The sequence below is a fragment of the Collinsella sp. CLA-AA-H302 genome (assembly GCF_040093305.1).
Lineage (GTDB): Bacteria > Actinomycetota > Coriobacteriia > Coriobacteriales > Coriobacteriaceae > Collinsella.
This window is the reverse complement of record NZ_JBBNJW010000008.1, coordinates 121674-140671: the sequence shown is the minus strand read 5'-3', so window position 1 is coordinate 140671 and position 18998 is coordinate 121674. Positions and strand designations below refer to the sequence as shown.

At 58.9% G+C, this 18998-nt stretch carries 15 protein-coding genes; 5 read left to right on the top strand and 10 right to left on the bottom strand.

Annotated features, from left to right (window positions below; all coding sequences use genetic code 11):
• The first annotated feature begins 230 nt into the window (after positions 1–230).
• From AAAV21_RS07555 to AAAV21_RS07535, 5 genes are all read left to right on the top strand, one after another.
• The gene (locus AAAV21_RS07555) at positions 231–1742 is read left to right on the top strand and encodes a nucleoside hydrolase-like domain-containing protein (RefSeq protein WP_349108562.1); all 1512 of its coding nucleotides are present in this window, start codon (positions 231–233) and stop codon (positions 1740–1742) included.
• 348 nt (positions 1743–2090) lie between these two features.
• Positions 2091–2828: a DUF4428 domain-containing protein gene (locus tag AAAV21_RS07550; RefSeq protein WP_349108559.1), complete on the top strand. Its 738-nt coding sequence runs from the start codon at positions 2091–2093 to the stop codon at positions 2826–2828.
• 24 nt (positions 2829–2852) lie between these two features.
• On the top strand, positions 2853–4175 hold the full coding sequence (locus AAAV21_RS07545; RefSeq protein ID WP_349108557.1) for a hypothetical protein: 1323 nt from the start codon (positions 2853–2855) through the stop codon (positions 4173–4175).
• A 48-nt stretch (positions 4176–4223) separates the two neighbouring features.
• Positions 4224–5465 (top strand): SPFH domain-containing protein, encoded by a 1242-nt coding sequence (locus AAAV21_RS07540; protein ID WP_349108554.1) that lies wholly within the window; start codon positions 4224–4226, stop codon positions 5463–5465.
• 78 nt (positions 5466–5543) lie between these two features.
• A complete protein-coding gene (locus tag AAAV21_RS07535; protein ID WP_349108552.1) occupies positions 5544–6383 on the top strand; it encodes a hypothetical protein in 840 nt (279 codons plus the stop codon).
• Between the two features lie 109 nt (positions 6384–6492).
• On the opposite strand, the gene AAAV21_RS07530 is transcribed toward AAAV21_RS07535, so the two are convergent.
• From AAAV21_RS07530 to AAAV21_RS07485, 10 genes are all read right to left on the bottom strand, one after another.
• Entirely contained in the window at positions 6493–7113 is a 621-nt protein-coding gene (locus tag AAAV21_RS07530; RefSeq protein ID WP_349108551.1) for a response regulator transcription factor, read from the bottom strand.
• Positions 7110–8603, bottom strand: coding sequence for an ATP-binding protein (locus tag AAAV21_RS07525; protein ID WP_349108567.1), 1494 nt, complete (start codon positions 8601–8603; stop codon positions 7110–7112). The genes AAAV21_RS07530 and AAAV21_RS07525 overlap by 4 nt, the downstream gene beginning before the upstream one ends.
• Before the next feature lie 2 nt (positions 8604–8605).
• Positions 8606–10405 carry a histidine kinase N-terminal 7TM domain-containing protein gene (locus AAAV21_RS07520; protein ID WP_349108549.1) on the bottom strand — a complete coding sequence of 600 codons (1800 nt, stop codon included), beginning with the start codon at positions 10403–10405 and terminating at the stop codon, positions 8606–8608.
• A gap of 291 nt (positions 10406–10696) precedes the next feature.
• Positions 10697–12127, bottom strand: coding sequence for a 6-phospho-beta-glucosidase (locus AAAV21_RS07515; RefSeq protein ID WP_349108547.1), 1431 nt, complete (start codon positions 12125–12127; stop codon positions 10697–10699).
• Positions 12128–12473: 346 nt separating this feature from the next.
• Positions 12474–13118, bottom strand: coding sequence for a DUF4867 family protein (locus AAAV21_RS07510; RefSeq protein WP_349108545.1), 645 nt, complete (start codon positions 13116–13118; stop codon positions 12474–12476).
• A 123-nt stretch (positions 13119–13241) separates the two neighbouring features.
• A complete protein-coding gene (locus AAAV21_RS07505) occupies positions 13242–14222 on the bottom strand; it encodes an alpha/beta hydrolase (protein ID WP_349108542.1) in 981 nt (326 codons plus the stop codon).
• A 105-nt stretch (positions 14223–14327) separates the two neighbouring features.
• Positions 14328–15698 (bottom strand): PTS transporter subunit EIIC, encoded by a 1371-nt coding sequence (locus tag AAAV21_RS07500; RefSeq protein WP_349108540.1) that lies wholly within the window; start codon positions 15696–15698, stop codon positions 14328–14330.
• Between the two features lie 68 nt (positions 15699–15766).
• Positions 15767–16606: a PRD domain-containing protein gene (locus tag AAAV21_RS07495; protein ID WP_099432486.1), complete on the bottom strand. Its 840-nt coding sequence runs from the start codon at positions 16604–16606 to the stop codon at positions 15767–15769.
• A 198-nt stretch (positions 16607–16804) separates the two neighbouring features.
• Entirely contained in the window at positions 16805–17293 is a 489-nt protein-coding gene (locus AAAV21_RS07490; RefSeq protein ID WP_349108538.1) for an S-ribosylhomocysteine lyase, read from the bottom strand.
• A 164-nt stretch (positions 17294–17457) separates the two neighbouring features.
• Positions 17458–18948 (bottom strand): glycerol kinase, encoded by a 1491-nt coding sequence (locus tag AAAV21_RS07485; protein WP_349108535.1) that lies wholly within the window; start codon positions 18946–18948, stop codon positions 17458–17460.
• Between the last annotated feature and the right edge of the window lie 50 nt (positions 18949–18998).

The following is an 18998-nucleotide window of genomic DNA, read 5'->3' as shown; positions in this document are numbered from 1 at the left end:
TCTGATGGTGTCGACGTCAATGGTATACGGGTGCATCATCGACGTCTTCAATACAGAAAATATCAGTGCGGAATGTTTGCAAGACTAAACCCCGGTCCCCGCCGCGTTGACGTTGCTGTGACCCTGGCCGGGCGCTTCCGGCGGGCCGACGGGTCGGTGGCGATGGGGGCGTGGGTCCCGTCTTGCCTTGCACGTAACTGGCTGAAATTATTTTGGTTGGAGCTTTGCTTATGTCCCAGAAGTTGACTCGGGTGATTGTTACTACCGATATGGAAGTCGATGATATGAACTCACTTGTTCATTTGGCTCTGTATCTTAATTTGCTTGATGTGCAGGCTGTGGTGTATACGGCTTCGCAGTATCACTTTCTTGGGGATGGAGTTCATACGCTCGGCGAGGTGAATTCGCATTGGCGGACCAAGGGCGTGCGCTCCTATACCTGGGATGTTGTGCCTCATGAGCCCGATCCGCTGGCCGGCGAGCTTCGCGAGTATCGGCCTTTTCCCGAGCATTGGATCGAAAGTCTTTGGAGCAACGAATACGCCCAGGCTTGGCCGCAGCTGCAGGCCAATGCCGTTGCCGCCGGCGAGCCGTCCTTCCCCACGCCCGCACAGATGATTGAGCGCACGTTTGTGGGAAACGTTGCCTTCGAGGGCGATGTGCGCGAGGAAACGCCCGGTTCGCGCGTCATCGCCGATGCCATCATGGACGACGACCCCCGCACGCTGTGGCTGTTCAGCTGGGGTGGTATGAATACTATCGTTCGTGCCCTCATGAGTATTGCCGAGCGTTATCGCGCCACACCCGAGTGGCCCACTGTGCAGCAGCGGGTCTATCAGAAGGTGCGCGTGATGGGCGTTGCCGATGGCGTGGGACAGGACAACTCGTGGCTCGACCATGGGCGTGGGCTCTTTCCCGAGCTCATCTTTTGGCGTACGCCCTATATGTATGGAAACTATTTCGACGCCAAGATGGCTCAGCCCGATACGCTGCCGCTGTTTAAGGCTCCTTGGCCTGAGCAGAATCTCACGCAGGACAACGGCCCCCTCATGGCGCGCTACATGCTCTATGGCGATGGCAAGGTCTACGAAAACGAGCCTGAGCGCTTTCAGTTTGGCAAGCATGCCCGTCTGGATTGGGGCCTGGAAGGCATGCCCGCGGTGCAGTTTGAGCGCGGCGACTTTATGGCCGAGGGTGACAGCATGACCTATATTCCGCTGCTGCCGTTTGGCCTGCGCGGTATCGACGACCGCGGCTTCGACACACTGCTCGGCCGCATGTTTCTTGATGGGCATCCCGATGCGAACGCGCCCGCCGGTCTTGCCGCCATCAACACGCCCGCAGACGACAATCCCAATCCCTATCTGCGTGCCTATCAGGAAGACTTTGCCGCCCGCGCGCAATGGTGCGCCCATGATCCGGCCATCTGCTCGCATCCGGCACATGTTGTCGAGGTCACGGCCGACCGCAGCGCCGCAGCCGGCAAGCGCATCGACCTTGCAGCAACCATCGTCGACCCCGACGGCAGGGGCTTCGATGCGCATTGGGATGTCGCCGTAGATCCGTCGAGCTATGCAGGCGTCCAGGATCTGTCGATGTGGCAAGAATGCACGGTAGACACCGCTTTCATCGTGCCCGCCGACGCACGACCCGGCGACCGCTTTGTGCTCACCCTCACCGTGCTGACGCACGCCGAGCGCCCCTGTACCCGCTACGCCCAGGTCGCCGTGACCGTGGCATAGCAAGGGCGGCGCCCACATTCGGCAGCCGCTGCATTCGACAAAGAGTGTCCCCAGGCACCAAACGAGCGGGGATTTTTGGACACCCAAACAACGAGAGTGGACAATCTCCCACTTTGAGCCCACAAGCAGGCCAAAAATGGGAGATTATCCACTCTCGTTCTGCGAGCACTCATTGGGGACGTACTTAAATGAGTAGTTTCACTCATTTAAGTGCGTCCCCAATGAGTAGGAAAAATGGGCCATGTGTCCCAGTTGTGGAGACTCGTTGAGCCGTCTGGGTATCGTGAAAGGCTGCGCACTCCCCCATCATCAAAAGTGACACACGCTACCAGTTGATGGGAGGCAGCCATGGGCTTCTTTGACAAGATGTTCGAGAAGAAAGAGTGCGCGATTTGCGGTACCGAGCTGGGACTTCTAGGTAAGACAAAAATCAATGAAGGCTACCTGTGCAAAGAGTGCACCGGCAAGCTCTCCCCCTACTTTCACGGCTATCGCTCCAGCACCGCGGACGATATCCGCGAGCAGATCGCCTACCGCGAGGCCAATGCCGAGCGCTTGGCGTCGTTCAGCCCCACGCGCACGCTTTCTGCCGGGCGCACCAACATCATGCTCGATGAGGACGCGGGCCTGCTGATCATCACCTCGCAGAGCCGCTGGCGCGACGCCAATCCCGACATCATCGAGTTCTCGCAGGTACTCGGCTGCGATATGGATATCGACGAGCATCGCACCGAAATCTATCGCGAGACCAAGGACGGCGAGCGCGAGAGCTACAATCCGCCGCGCTACGACCTGGATTACGACTTTAATCTGACCATTCACGTCAACACGCCGTACTTTACCGAGATCAACCTGCGCGTGAACGACTCCACCATCGATCAGCGCGGCTCCATCGAATACCGCGAGGCCAAGCGCCAGGCAACCGAGGTCCGCGACGCGCTGGTGCAGCTGCGCCAGGAGACGCGCGACAGCGTCGTGGCCGCCAAGGCCCCCAAGACCGCGGTGACCTGCCCCTTCTGCGGAGCCACCACCATTCCCGATGCCAGTGGGCGCTGCGAATACTGCGGCGGCGCCATCGGCGCATAGCCTCCGGCACGGAAAGGACCGATCATGGCCTTCGAGAGCGTCAACTATCAGTGCCCTGCCTGCGGTGGTCCCCTGCATTTTGCCAGCGCCGAGCAAAAGCTTGTCTGCGACTACTGTGACTCACGCTTTGAAGTCGAAGAAGTCGAGGCCCTCTATCGCGAGCGCCAGGACAAGGCAGATGCCAAAGCCGATGCCGCAGCCGCAGCTCCCAAACCTGCTGCCGACGATGCCGTGCAGGAGCTCGCCCAAAACGCCGGCTACATCTGCTCGTCGTGCGGCGCCGAGCTCGTGTCCGACGGCACCGTCGCCGTCACCACCTGCCCGTACTGCGGCAACTCCGCCGTGGCGCCCGGCCAGCTCTCTGGCGACTTCTCGCCCGACCTGGTGATTCCGTTTAAGCTCGGGCGCGACGACGTCACGGCCGCACTCAAGGGACACTACAAGGGCAAGATCTTGCTGCCCAAGAGCTTTGTCACCGGCAACCACATCGACGAGGTCCAAGGTGTCTACGTGCCGTTTTGGCTCTACGGCGCCCGCGTGGACGGCGAAGTGTACTTTGACGCGACCAACGAGACCGTGACCGAGGAATCCGACCGCACCGTCACGACCACCGACCACTACGATGCCTATCGCAAGGGCAATATCTCGTTTAAGCGCGTGCCCGTCGACGGATCGTCCAAGATGCCCGACGGCCACATGGACGCCATCGAGCCGTTTGACTACGACGCGCTGCGTCCGTTCTCGGTCGCATATATGCCCGGCTACATCGCCAACCGTTACGACGAGGACTGCGAGACCTGCAAGGCGCGCGCCGAGCGCCGTATGGAAGAAAGCACGATCTCGGCCCTGCGCGAGACTGTCGTCGACGAATACGACGATGCCACGGTCGAAAGCAAGCAGCTCGACTACACCTGGGAAGACAGCGACTACGCCCTGTTCCCCGCCTGGATGCTCTCCACCTCGTGGAACGGCAAGAGCTACCTGTTTGCCATGAACGGCCAGACCGGCCGCTTGGTCGGCGAGCTCCCCTGCTCCAAGCCCAAGCTCGCTATTGCCTCGGTGCTGTTCTTTGTGATCGGATTTATCCTCTCCCAGATTCTCTTTATGGGTGAGAACGCCTTCGATCCGGATTACCTCGCCTTTGATATCGAGGGCATCCTCATCAACATCGTCGCGCCGCTGATCATCGTGATTATCGGAGACGTGCTACTGGTAGGCCAGCTCAAGACGGCCAACGAGGCCACCCACGCCGACGAGTACTGCGGCGAGCTCGACCTGACCGAGAAGCACGACACCTTCAACCACACCGAGACCACCGTTGTCATGAAAGACGACAAGGACGACTAAGCAATCCGACCAATACCACCCGGCCTTTGACGAGAAAGGAAGATCACCATGGGACTCTTGAAAGCTGGATTGGGTGCTGCCGGCGGCGTCATGGCCGACCAGTGGAAGGAATTTATCTATTGCGAATCGATGCCTGCTGACGTCTTGGCCTGCAAGGGCAGCAAACGCACCGGTGGCCGCAGCTCCAACACGCGCGGCGAGGACAACGTCATCTCCAACGGCTCGGTCATCGCCGTCAACGACGGCCAGGGCATGCTCGTGGTGCAAAACGGCAAGATCATCGAAGTCGCACTGGAGCCCGGTGAGTTCGTCTTCGATACCGGCAGCGAGCCGAGCGTCTTTAGCGGCAACCTGGGCGATTCCATCAAGGAGACCTTCGCCAATATCGGCAGCCGCTTTACCTTTGGCGGCGACGCGGGCAAGGACCAGCGCGTCTACTTCATCAACACCAAGGAGATCATCGGCAACAAGTACGGCACCGCCTCGCCCGTGCCCTTCCGCGTGGTCGATAACAACATTGGCCTGGACGTTGACGTCTCCGTGCGCTGCAACGGCGAGTACTCGTACCGCATCACCAACCCGCTGCTGTTTTACACCAACGTGTGCGGCAACGTGACCGATAGCTACACGCGCGACAAGATCGACAGCCAGCTTAAGTCCGAACTGCTCACCGCCCTGCAGCCCGCCTTCGCCAAGATCTCGGAGATGGGCATCCGCTACAGCGCCATCCCCGGCCACACCACCGAGCTCGCCCGCGCGCTCAACGAGGTCCTCTCTGCCGACTGGCGCGACCTGCGCGGCGTCGAGATCGTGAGCTTTGGCGTCAACTCCATCGCAGCCTCGCAAGAAGACGAGCAGATGATCAAGGACCTGCAGAAGGCCGCAGTCATGCGCGATCCCACCATGGCGGCAGCCAACATTGCCAGCGCCCAGAGCGACGCAATGCGCGCGGCAGCCGCCAATCCCAACGGCGCGATGGCAGGCTTTATGGGCATGGGCATGGCAGGTGGCATGGGCGGCATGAACGCCAGCCAGCTGTTCGCCGCCGGCCAGGCACAGCAGCAGGCCGCCCCGCAGCCGGCTCCGGCACCCGCTCCCGCCCCGGCTCCTGCCGCCGCACCTGCGGCCGGCACGTGGACCTGCAGCTGCGGTGCCACCAACACCGGCAAGTTCTGCTCCGAGTGCGGCAGTCCCGCACCCGCCCCGGCACCGGCCAAGTGGTTCTGCCCCAACTGCGGTAGCGAAAACGGCGGCAAATTCTGCAGCAACTGCGGAACGCCTAGGCCCTAACCCCTCTATCTGGTAATGAGCGGGGGATCCGCCACCCCCGCTGCCTTCTATGGGTTTCGTTCGATAAAGGAGGACACCATGAAGACAACGTTCAAAAAGTCCGCGCTCGTATTCCTGACATGCATCTTGGCGCTCGCCTTTGCCCTGACGGGCTGCAGCGGCGGCAAAGACCCCAAGGCCAACTTTGTCGGCAGCTGGAAGCTCTCGGGTGGAACCACGGAGGGCGAAGAGCTGACCGATGAGTATATGGATATGTTCGAGGAATGGGGCATCAGCTGCATCTTGGTCCTGGACGAAGACGGCACGGGCAGCCTCGATTTGTTCTCCGAAGTTTCCGACCTAAAGTGGGAGGCCAAGGACGCTACCACCGCGAGCATCACCGTCGACAAGGAGACGACCGACGTGAAGCTCGAGGACGGCAAGCTTGTCCTTGAGGACGGCGAGGACAAGCTCATCTTTAGCAAGTCCGACAAGGACCTGTCCGGCACGGTGAAGAAGGATCGCGAGGCGGCCGAGAAGGAAGAAGAGATCGATGAGGCCGTCGAAGACGGCGATGTCCAGAGCGTCGAAATCTCCCCCGCCGTCACCGTCGCCGATGATGACCTGTGCACCATCACCATCACCGAGAAGTTCCAGGACGACTGGGGCGACATCGGCTTTGTCGTCAACATCACCAACAAGAGCGACAAGGACCTGACCTTCTACGCTCCCACCGGCAAGACAAACGTCAACGGCACCATGAAGGAAGCCTGGTTCTCTGCCCACCTGATGCCCGGCACCAACGCCACCGAAGAGTTCACCTTCTCGAAGGGCACGCTTGACAGCTTCGACAGCCTAGTCAACACGACCATCGGCATCGACGCCTACCTGACCGATTCCTACGAGGACGTCGCCTCCTACAGCGCAACCATCGCGTAGCGGTAGACCACGACAGCCGCGGATTGGCGGACACATCCGCGCACACCAGACGGGGCCGCAGGAGTTGATCCTGCAGCCCCGTCGCTTTTATGCCGATGCGTAACGAGCGTTAGCGCTCCATGTTGGGAACGATGCTGCCCTCGGTCACCGCGCGCACGGCCAGACGCATGATGTTGTCGTAGCCGGTCTTGCTCAGGATCTCCGAGATGCGGCGCTTGATGGTGCCCTCGCTCATAAAAAGCTCGCCCGCAATCTCGCGACGGCTCTTGCCCTCGCAGGCAAGACGCAAAATCGACAGCTCGACATCGTCGAGTGCCGCCGTGCCCGAGAAAATGCTCTCGGGTGGCTTGGGAAATGTGCAGTAACCCGCCAGCGTGGAGCGCATCACAGCAAACAGCTCGTCGATGCCGACGTTCTTGTACACAAAGCTATCGACGCCGGCCTCGCGCGCCTGATCGACAAAGGTGATCTCGGGCATGCCCGTCATGATGATGACGCGACACTCGGGCAGCGCCTCTTTAATACGCGCCGCCGCCACGATGCCGTTGGAATCGTGCTCGGTGCACACATCCATCAGTATCATGTCCGGACGCTCCTTGAGCACAACGTCCAAGGCATCCGAGGCGTCGGCGATCGCGGCGACAACGGTCATGTCGGGCTGGTCGCCCACGGAACGCGCCAGGCTCTCACGCAAGATAGCCTGGTCTTCGACGATTAACACGCGGATCATGAGCTTCTCCTTTGAACCGTGGCGCTGGAGTTTAGCGGAATGGATACCGCAAGCGTGAAGGGCGGGGCGGGATGGACTTCCAGGCTGCCGCCCAGATTCTGCGCGACATGCCTCATACCAGGGATACCCGTTCCCTCGCGATACGATACGGGTGCAGGCGCGCCGTCGTTAGAAACGGTCATCCGCGCAACAGCGCCGTCTTCCGACGTCTCCTGCCACAGGCGCACATGGACCTGATGGGCCTGTGCATGCTTGGTGGCATTGGTCGAGGCTTCGCGGATAATCTGCAGAAAGGCTGCGGCGACACGCGCGTCGCTTGGCAGCTCGCCCTCTACATCGATCTGCACGCTCACCAGGCCAAAGGCGTGGACGATATCGCCCAGCTGCTCCGAAGGCTCACTGGCACCGCCATGACGCAGATCGGCGGCGATTGAGCGCAGCAACGGATCGACCTGCTCGAGCGACTCGTCGTCCAAGCGCCCCTCCTCCAGATAGCGATGGAGGATTGATAGGCGTTGGCCGATCACATCGTGAACGCGGGCGCGCATGCGCAGATAGGCCGCATTGTCGGCAACTTTTTTGACTTCTTCGATCTGGGCCTGGAGCTCTTGGCCCGCAAGCTCAAGCAGGTGGTTGGCCTGCGCCAGACGGTCATGCGCGTGCGCATACTCTGTCACATCCAGGCCGATAATGCGCTCGAACGAACGGCCCGAAACCATAACGTCATCGTGCACAAACAAGCGAATCTCGGCGGGAGAAACCTCGACCACAACGCGCGCCTCACCAAAGCGGTCCAGATTAATACGTACGCGGTTCTGGCTGCTTTCGGGCATTTGCATACTGAGTTTGCGCAGGTCGTTCCATGTACCGCTCATATCGCCTAGGTCGGTGGGCATATGAAGCTCCACCAGGTTTTTTCGCATGCGGCGGTTCATGAGCAACGGACGGCCCCTCGGGTCCAGATACAGGATGCCCACGGGAATCACGTTGATGGTTTCAATCGTCGAGAACGCGGTGATATCCTCCTGGCGGTTACGGACGTCCATCAAGAGCGCCGCGACGGAACGGAACAGGAAGAACGCTCCCTCTGCGATAAGGACAACGGCCCACACCGAGCCCATGGCAAAAACCACCGGCGGTGTCACGGCGCCAACAAGCAGCAGCTCGGCCAGCATGACAGGGCGACGATAGTGCACCATAAGGACCACGCCATAGGCAAAGATCGCGGCATTGAGCCACAGCACTCCGCCCATTGCCCTGGCGCAAACGTCAAGCGGCGCCACCAGATACGAGCCAGACGACGCGAATAAGATGAGCGCCGAAATCATCAGGTGAAGCACAAGGCTCGCCTCGTAGGCGCAAATCACCTTACGGTTATAGGACGAGCGGCGCGATGCGATGAGCGGGACGTGGATCGTCTGCAGACACGCAGCCAGGGCAAAGACAACATCGAGCGCAACGATTTGGGGAAGGATGAGCGAAATCTGCATCGTCACTCACCCGCCCTCGGCATCAAGACGATCATGCGCAGCTGGCCGGGCTCGCCCTCAAGACGGTATGCCACGTTGCGCCTTTGCAGAGCGCTTTCGAGCTCTTGCGCAGCGGGCGTCTGCGAAAGATCTTCATCATCGTTGGAAAAAAGCGTGGCGCGCAGCTCGACACTGCACCGGTCATGGTCGCCCAAGTGATACATAAGCGCCGGATGGTCGGTGGTGTAGGCAAAAAACGCAAAGTCATACACGCAGTCGTACAGGGCGCTTACCGTACTGGCGTGCATCGGGCGCCGTATGGCGATAATCGAGGCGCAATCGACATCGATGGTGCGCAGGTCGCTTGCGAGCTCATTAGCAATGAGTTGAATGCGGTCGCGATCAAAACCGCTCTCCCCGTGCTGTGCCAACGTGAGCGACCCTTTGCGCTTGCAATAGGCGACGAGCATCTTGGCGCGCTGCAGCATGCGGTAACGCTCGTGCGAAGACGCCTCGTCGGTCAACGGTGGCAGCGAGCTCAGCAGGTCGTACATCTCTTCGAACGCGCGGGCAAGCGCCTGGTCCACGTCTTGAACGAGCAAGGTCTCGGCCTCTTGATCTGCCAGATGCGTCTTAAGATCGTAGTCGGCCGTGAGCAGCTCATTTTGGCGCTGCAGCTCCATGCGACGATGTGCCAGTTCACGGTTAAGCTCGTTGAGCTCCGACACGTCTTGGGCAAGCAGGGCCGATCCGCCCAGCAGCGGAAAGGCGCGATACATTACATCGGGATCGGACGCCACGGCAAAGGCATGGGCATGCCCGTGTTCCTGGGCCCGAAGCTCTTCGCACACGCCCGCCGGCATTGGCTTCGACACCGGTGTGGCATAGACTTCCTGCAGGTCGCGCGTTAGAACTTTGAGGTCGAGCGGCAAGGTGTCGAAGATGCCAGCAATGTCGTGATATGACGGAATGACACCGCAATCGAGACAGATTTCCATCGCCACCACGCACAAGACGCAATAGACGAGCGAGAAGTTGAGCCTCCATGCCCAGGGCACGCGCAGAGCATACGAGATGGCAAAGAACGCGCCACCCAACAAAACAAGCGCCGCCGTGCCCGAAAAGCGCTGAATGCGAAAGGACGAGGACCGACCCACCAGGATAAAAAAGGCCGCGAAGTTAAAGGCCGTCCACACCAAGACAGCAAAATAGCCCCAGCCATATGTGTAATCGTTGCTCCAGGTGTCGCTTGCACGGTCAAAGTGGAATACCTGCCGGTGGAAATCGTTGGTGAGCACAAAACCGATAAGTAGGATGGCCACGACCCACAGGATGCTGCGATAGCGACGGCCCGCACGGTGTTGTTCCAGCCCCGCAAGGCGCAGGCCGCACAGCTGGTAGAGCAGCGGAATGAGCGTCATGGGCACGTAGTACAGGTACCACAGGATCGTGGCGTAGACCGGTGTGAACGACTTGTATTTGAGGATGACCTCAATCATCCAGAGAGCGCAGATGGTGGCGACGGCAACAAGGCGGCGGCGCAACACATAGTCCAAACAGCGCAGATAGACCGATACGCCCCAGATCGAAAATATAATTGCGGCGACAAGCAACGGGAGAGAGCTCGAGTGGACGAGCGCATCCACGACCTCTTCGGACACCTCGCTATAGGCGGGCACGGTGTTGGAAAGTTTGGGGTCGGAGGCGAACAACGCCGGCAAGACTGCCAAAAGCATAAGGAACAGCGCGGTAATGGCGCCGGCGATAACAAAGACGCGATGGCGGTATACACGATGCGATATGCCCACAAGGAATCGCGGCATGGCGAAGAGCCTGCCGCCTCTGGGATCCGCCACGGGTGCGGATCGGGCGGTCGCGTGGCCGATATGTCGCTCGCAGGTACCCATAGTGCTTTTAGTGTACCGACAGGCGGGCCCAAAAAGCGGGCCACATGTCCCAAAATCCGCCGACGGCAAAGGGTGCCCCCAGCGACTAGTCGTTTAAGAACGTCCCCAATGAGTACTTTCACTTCTTTTAACAAAACGCCCGGCGGGCATTAACTGCTCGCCGGGCGTTTTGGTTAGGAAACTCTGAAGTTGAGTGTCTCGGCTTCCTTAGAACAGGTCCTCGCCGTTCGTTTCAATGACATGCTTGTACCAGTCAAAGCTCTTCTTCTTGGTACGCTTGAGGGTGCCGTTACCCGCATCATCGCGGTCGACGTAGATAAAGCCGTAGCGCTTGGACATCTCGCCCGTACCGGCAGATACCAAGTCGATCGGGCCCCAGGTGGTGTAGCCCAGCAGGTCGACGCCGTCCTCAGTCACCGCGTCGCGCATGGTCTCGATATGCTGGCGCAGGTAGTCGATACGGTAGTCGTCGTTGATGGAGCCATCCTCCTCGACAACATCCTTGGCGCCCAGACCGTTCTCGACCACAAACAGCGGCTTCTGATAGCGGTCGTACAGGTCGTTGAGGGTGATGCGGAAGCCCAGCGGATCGATGGCCCAGCCCCACTGGCTCTGCTGCAGGTAGGGGTTCTTGGCGCCGGCGAAGGCGTTGCCCTGGGTGCGCTCGACATCGGGATTATCGGCGCCGGCAGAGCAGCGGGTGGAGTAGTAGCTAAAGCTGATGAAGTCGACGGTATTGGCGGCCAGGATCTCGCGGTCCTCGTCGGTCATCCCGACGTCGATACCCAGACGCTCGAGCTTCTTGACGGCATAAGCCGGATAGTAGCCGCGGCTCTGGACGTCGACAAAGAAGTAGTTGTCCTGGTTGTCGAGCTGCGCCTGGCGCACGTCGCCCGGACGGCAGCTGTAGGGGTAGTAGCTACCCGCGGCGAGCATGCAACCGATCTTGACCTCAGGGTCGATCTCGTGAGCGATCTTGGTTGCCCAAGCACTGGCGACGAGCTCGTTGTGGGCGGCCAGGTACTCGACGGCCTCCTTGTTCTCGCCCTCCTCAAAGACCAGACCGGCACCCATAAACGGCAGGTGCAAGATCATATTGATCTCGTTGAAGGTAAGCCAGTACTTCACCAGACCCTTGTAGCGGGTGAAGATCGTGGTCGCGAGGTTCTTGTAGAAGTCGATGAGCTTGCGGTTGCGCCAGCCGCCGTACTCCTTGATGAGGTGAATCGGGCAGTCGAAGTGCGTGATGGTCACGAGCGGCTCAATGCCGTGCACCTGACACTCGCGGAACACGTCCTCGTAGAAGGCCAAGCCGGCCTCGTTGGGCTCAGTCTCGTCGCCGTTGGGGAAGATGCGGGTCCAGGCCAGGCTCATGCGGAAGGTCTTAAAGCCCATCTCGGCAAAGAGGGCGATGTCCTCCTTGTAGTGGTGATAGAAATCGATGCCGGTCTGCGCGGGGTAGTAATAGCCGTCCTCGAAGTCGAGCATTTTGCGCTGGCCGGAGACCACCGCATAGCGCTCGGGGCCGTGCGGCGCCACGTCCACGTTGGCTAGGCCGCGGCCATCCACGTCATAGGCGCCCTCGCACTGGTTGGCAGCCGTCGCGCCGCCCCACAGGAAGTCTTTACGGAAAGCCATACATCGATCCTTTCACACGCTGTTGTCATAAGCTCAGTATCCCTGCAAACAATGCGTCGCTCAACGGCAACGGCACAGGCCGATACTTCTTTTCGCGTGCAGGCGCCCGGCAGCCGCCCCGTCTGACACTTTTTGATACCGCCGCCCCCAACCACCACAAAGGGGGACAGGCATTTGTGGTGGTTGGGGGCGGTTTGTCTTGATCTGTAACAGGTAGGCCGCTAAAACCGGGCCTGGTGTTACAGATCGAGATCTTTCGGGCACCCTCTGCGGTTTATCTCAATCTGTAACAGGAAGAGACGATTTGGCCCGCTAGATGTTACAGATCGAGACAAACAGGAAGCCCCTAGTCGCAGGTGATGTCGAGGTTTTTGCCGACGAGGCCCACGTAGCCGCCTTCGGCTGCCTTGGGGCTGTCGGCGTGGCAGAGGACCCACTTGTCGGCCTTCCAGTAGCAGTAGCTGTCACCGGCGGCAGGCATGTCGGCTGCAGCCTCGGGGCACGGGCCATTGGTGCCCGCCGGCAGCGCCACCATCACCTGGAAGCCACCGTCGTCGACCATGCAGGGCGTGTAGTGGAGCGTGGTGTTGAAGACCTCAACGACCTTGCCCGCCGGCACGCGGAACGCCTTAACGCACGCGGTGTCAAGCTTGCCGTCCTCGATCTCCCAGCGATGCGCCACGAGCAGGATAAAGTCGCGGGCGCCCAGGTTAAACTCGCTGGCGCGGTGATACTCCAGGCAGTTGAGGCGTGTGTTGTGCCCGTTGCACCAGCCGAGCTGGAAGGGGCGGCCGCCGTACATGAGAAAGCCCAGCTTATCGGCATCCTTGACGCCCTCGAGCTCCGGCGCGCTTGCTACGTACTTACTGCCCTCGGGGATGGGCGTGGCAGAGAGCGCCTCGATGAGCGGAGCGGTCAGGTTGGACGGAACGTCGTTCCACACGCAGCCATAAGATTTGAACTCGTGATCTGATACAGAGTAGATATGCATGTTCGCTCCTGTTCGTTTATGTGACAGTACGAACATTCTAGAACATCATTCATCCACGACCACGTTCAATACCGAAAACATTGCATGACGAAATCACCCGCTCAAAAAGCGACATGCAGTTTCCTAGTCGAGATAATCTTTAAGAAACTCAATAACGCTCATACACCAGTAGTCGGTCTCCGGCGCATGGGGCTTCATCAATGCGTGCCCCCCTTCTGAATACATGACTCCCTCATGGTGTACTCCAGCTGCATCCAGAGCATCGACCATCTTTTCATAATTGTCGGGCGATACAATATCATCGTCAGCGCATTGCCAAAGATATGTCGGAGGATACTGCTCCCACACATGCTGATTAATACAGAAATCATCGAGCGAGTCGCGACCAGCCCCGCCGCACACCGAATCAAGAAATCTATTGTCTGATGCGTTCTCAAAGCCATGAAGATCAATCGGTGCATAACACAGGGCCAAGGCTTTTGGCGCCTCGCATCCGTAGGACGCAAATCCCTTGTTGTCCGTCCCCCACTCGGCAGTTAAATGCGCACCAGCAGAAAAGCCGATAACTGCATAACTTTTTGCGACATTAAATTTCGCTGAATTCTCCAGGACAAAACGGACGGCTCGATTTAAATCGTCGATTGGGCGCGGCATCAAAGGCTCGACCCTCACCCTGTATGACAGCACGAACACGTTATAGCCCGCATCGTTGAGCTCGGGGGCAACGGGAAAGCCTTCCACTTGATGACAAACGCTCTGATAACCTCCGCCCGAAACCGCAATGATAAAGGGAGCCCTAGGTCTCCCGGGAAAGAAGAACAGTTTCGTATTGCGCCGAGTCGGATCACGGATGCAGTCGGCTTCATCCCAAATATCGTAGGCAACCTGCCCCCCGTCATCCACGAGCTCGACAATTCGATTCAATCCACGCAAAACGCGAGCAGTTTCATATGGATTAGCATCAGAATTCATATGAGACACAATGGGTTTATTCCACATGCGCTCCCAAGTTGAAGGCCGGCAAAGCATAAGGTGCTCGCCAAAGCCAGCGAACTCAGGAAGGAGCGCGATTTCGCCAAACGTCATATCGGCAGTAATTGTCATAGCTAGTCACTCCAAAAATGAGGGTGGGCCCGCGTGAATCAACGGCAAGCCCACCACATGCAATCTGCCGCGGGGTTTTCGGCAGCTTACATCCCGAATAATTGTCTACTCCACTACCGCCTCTTCATCAGGGCGATACAGGATGTAAACGAGAACGAAGTTAAGAATTAAACCGACGACATTGCAAAGAATTGCGCCGATGAGGCTGCTCATATCACCAGAAGGATCCATATAACCGGGGAAGCTAAAAATGCCGCTCGACGTCATAACGAACGTACAGGTGTTGAAAATCGCCGGGATAACAGCACTGATTGCTCCGGCGACCATGGAAGCGATAATGATCTTCTTGTGCTCCAAGATGATGCCGTACAGCGCCGGTTCCGTAATCCCGAAAAAGCCCGTAATGGCACAGCTGAACCCAAGACTCTTTTCACTCGGGTCCTTCGAGCGGAGGGCAAACGCCAAACAAGCGCCGACAACACCCATGCTGCAGCAGAGAAGTCCAAGGATAGGATCGGAGCCGACGGTCATAATATTGTTGATGGAAAGCACGATCAGGGCCCAATGGAGTCCAAGGGGGATCATAACGAGACCGAATATCGGCCCGAGAATAACGCCGCAAAGGACGGGGCTGAACTGATAGACCGCCAGCACTGCAGCCGCAAGCAAAGAGCTCGCCTGCTGAATAACGGGGCCGATCACAAGGAGCGAGACGGGGGCGACAACAGCAACCGTCAGGAACGGGACGAGCGCAAATGCCACAACATCGGGAAGAACCGCCCGCAGCCACTTATTAAGAACGGATGCGAACCAAGCCGCCACGATAGCAGGAAACACCGTGGAGGAATAGCTCACCATTGTGAACTTCATGCCGAGCAAATCCAGCGCATCGCCCGCTCCGGCCGCAGCAACGAAAGTCGGATAAACCAGGATTGCGCCGAGCACCGCACCGATATATCGATCGGTTCCAAAGAACTGAGCAGCAGATGATCCGACAAGAACGGGCAGGAAATACATGCAGGCATTTCCCATGCCGTACAGCAGAGTGTATATTCCGCTCTCGGCGGAAACAGCACCCGCCGTCGTCAGAATGCTAAGGATGGCGTTTATCATTCCGCATGCGATCAAGGCAGGAAGAACGGGCATCATGATGCCGCTGATGAACTTCATTAGCTTTCCCAGAACGCCCTTAGTCTCTCCTTCGCTTGCCTCGGAATCTCCGGCGTCAATCCCGGTTTCCTTGGCAACGATTTCATAGACCTTATCGACCTTAGGTCCCACAATCACCTGATATTGCCCCGCGGAATGGCGAATGTCGATCACGCCATCAATCGCCTTGACTTTTGCATCGTCTACGATGCTTTCGTCCTTAAGGTTGAACCTTAAACGAGTCATGCAGTGAGCTACAAATGTAACGTTGTCTGCGCCGCCCACCATCTCGAGAATCTCGGCAGCGAGCTTGGTTGTATCTGCCATAAATACCATTTCTCCCATGTTGAGTTTTATATGTAACCATCAGCAAAGCGCGCGCCTTTGCCAACTAATTACCTTGTTTTCGATGCAATTCGATTGATGTGCATCATGAGGTAGAGTCTTTCTTCGTCTATAAGTTCCCGCCCCGTCAGTCGGCTGAGAACAGAAGCAATATCATCGGCGCACATTGATGCCACCGGATATTCTTTTTTGAGCGAGAGGTACATCTTGCGGTTGTCGCTCACGATGCTTTCGCCAGAGTTCAACCTATTGAATAAGTACTGAAGATGGGTTGCGAACCTTGCGTAATCGAAACCTTCCCGATCAACTTGAATGCCAAGCCGATTTTCAACAGCAACGGTTGACTCCTCCAGAACACGATCGTAGATATCCGCGCTAAACTCTTTAACTACTTCGCATGAGTCCGAATCGGCCATGTTATTGATAAACGCCATGGCAATTCCAACTGCCTCATGAGCTGGAAGCCTAACGTTAAGACGTTTCCTGATTATCCTAAGTGCATACTCGCCGATTTTAAATTCGACGGGATATTGTTGGCGGACATCAAACGATAAAGGCATGCGGACAACGATATTTTGCTCTTTGCGCTTAACCGCATACGCGATATGGTCCGCAAGGATAAACGGCAAATTAGGGCTCACCTCATAAGGCAGCAAACCTGTCGACATATCAATAACATCCGAGGTAAGCTCGAGAAGCTCGTCGGGGACCTCGTCAACGAGAGCGATGTAGCGAGAGCTAACGTTATAAAACGTTCGTTGAATCTCCGAAAGAGGGACCTCGTCTCCGACATTCTTGAACCCCAGACCACGGCCGAATGCAACCAACTGTCTGCCATTTCCATCGACGCAGAGGACAGCGCTGGTATTAATTCGTTTAACAATTTCCATGTGCCCCCCTAAACAGAACAAGGCTCCCGAAGCAGAATCCGACAATCAATGTCAACAGATGCTGCTTCAGGAGCCTTGCCTGAATATCACTCTGAGAACTAGTTTAAGCGAGCTAGTGCTAATGACCTCGAATAAACACTTCTAAACAGTTAAACGGTCGATATCTCCGTGTGAACGGTTTGGAGGCAGAGGGCGGCCCTATGCCTGCTGGTAGTGCAGGTGCTTCTCGTCGATATCGGCCAGGTCACGGTCGAGATAGCGGCGCGCGAGCCAGTTTGCCATGGGGAGGTTCTGGTCCAGGTAGTTGCCGCACTCCTCGGGAGCGGCACCGGGGACATCGCCCTCAAAGCCAGCGACGAACTCGACCAGCTCGCGTACGAGCGGCAAGATCTCCTCGCTCGTCAGCTCGCCAAAGACAACCAGGTAAAAGCCCGTGCGGCAGCCCATGGGGCCAAAGTAGACGATACGGCTCGACCACTCGGCATGATTGCGGAGGAACGTGGCGCCCAGATGCTCGATGGTGTGGCACTCCGCCGTGTTCATGACCGGCTCCTTGTTAGGCGTGGTCAGGCGCAGATCAAAAGTGGTGACGGCGGCGCCGGTCGCCGGATCGCGGTCGATGCGGCTCACATACACGCCGGGCTCGAGCAGCAGATGGTCAACGGAAAAACTCGCGATGCGCTCCATGGCAGATCCTCTCGATAGTCAATTTAGGACGGGGCTCTTTTAGCTGGTTCGAATGGTCGCACCAATCATACCAGTCAAAAAAGCCCCGTCCCAAATGAGCTGCCCGGGACGGGGATCAATGAGTGTTTAATCCCCAGAAAAATCCTTGGGTGCCGCGCAGCCGCCTAGGCAGTGTATGCAATTGTTGATTTGACGGCATGGCGCCAGCCGGCGATCTTTTTGGCTCGTTCGTCGGCAGACATGGCAGGCTCCACGATGCCGCGGGCGCCGTAGACGTCAACGACGTCGCGCGTGTACACGCCCAGCGCAATGCCGCAGGCCCAGGCCGCGCCCAGGCCGCTCATCTCGTCGTTGCTCGCAATGCGGATGGGCGAGCCGACCAGATCGCTCTCAAACTGCATCAGGTACGCGTCGCGCGTGGGACCGCCGTCAACACGAAGCTCGGCCAGCGCCGCGCCCGAATCCTCGACCATCGCATCGATGACGTCGAAGATCTGATAGGCGATCGACTCATCGGCCGCCTTTACGAATTCCGCGCGGCCCGTGGTGCGTGTCATGCCAAAGACGCAGCCCTCGGCATCGCTCGCCCAGTGCGGCGCGCCCAGGCCAGTGAACGCCGGCACAAAGTAGACGCGGCTCGCCGGATTGGCGGCGTAGCACAGGTCGGTGACTTCCTCGGGATTGTTGATGAGCTCCAGGTCGTCGCGTAGCCATGTCTTGACGGCGCCGGCGTAGCTCACGTTGCCCTCGAGCACGTACTCGGTCACGCCGTCCATACGCCATGCGAGCGAGCTGGAAAGCCCGTGCGAGCTGGCGACAAACTCGTCGCCGACGTTCATCATGACCGAGCTGCCGGTGCCATAGGTCGCCTTGGCCATGCCGCGGCTGTGGCAGCCCTGGGCAAACAAGGCGGCATGGCTGTCGCCGAGCACGCCGTGCACCGGCACGGGCGCCGGCAAAAAGCCGCCCAGGTCCGTTGTGCCGAACAGGCCATCGGAATCGGTCACCTGCGGCAGACAAACCGGATCGACACCAAAAGCCTCGCACACCGGCTCGCTCCAGCAGCCACGGCGCAGGTCGAAAAGCTGTGTGCGGCTGGCGTTGGACCAGTCGCAGCGGAACTCCGCGCCGCCCGTGAGCGTCCAGACCACCCAGGCGTCGATAGTGCCCAGGCACAGCTCGCCCGCCGCCGCGGCCTCGGCTGCCGCGGGAACGTTCTCGAGGATCCAAGCCATCTTGCCCGCCGGGTAGTAGGGCGAAAGCACCAGGCCCGTCGTGTCACGCACCAGCTCGGCCACGCCCTCGCGCGCGGCCAGCTCGTCGCACAGCTCGCGGGCACGGGCGCACTGCCACACCACGGCGTCGCACAGCGGCTCGCCCGTCGTACGGTTCCAGGCAACGGTGGTCTCGCGCTGGTTAGAGATGCCAATGCCGGCGATATCGGCCGGATCGACCCCAGTCTCCTCCACCACGGCGCGCGCCACGGCCAGCACGTTGGCGGCGATCTCGGCCGGATCATGACTCACCCAGCCGGCCTCGTTGACAATCTGGCGATGTGAGCGGTCGGCGCGATGGATCAGATGGCCGCCCTCGTCCACCAGCAGCGCCTTCGTGCCCTGCGTGGACTGGTCGATACCGATGATGTAGCGGCCCATGGCCACCCCTTTCAAAACGAATGTGACAAAGGGACTGTCCCTTTGTCACA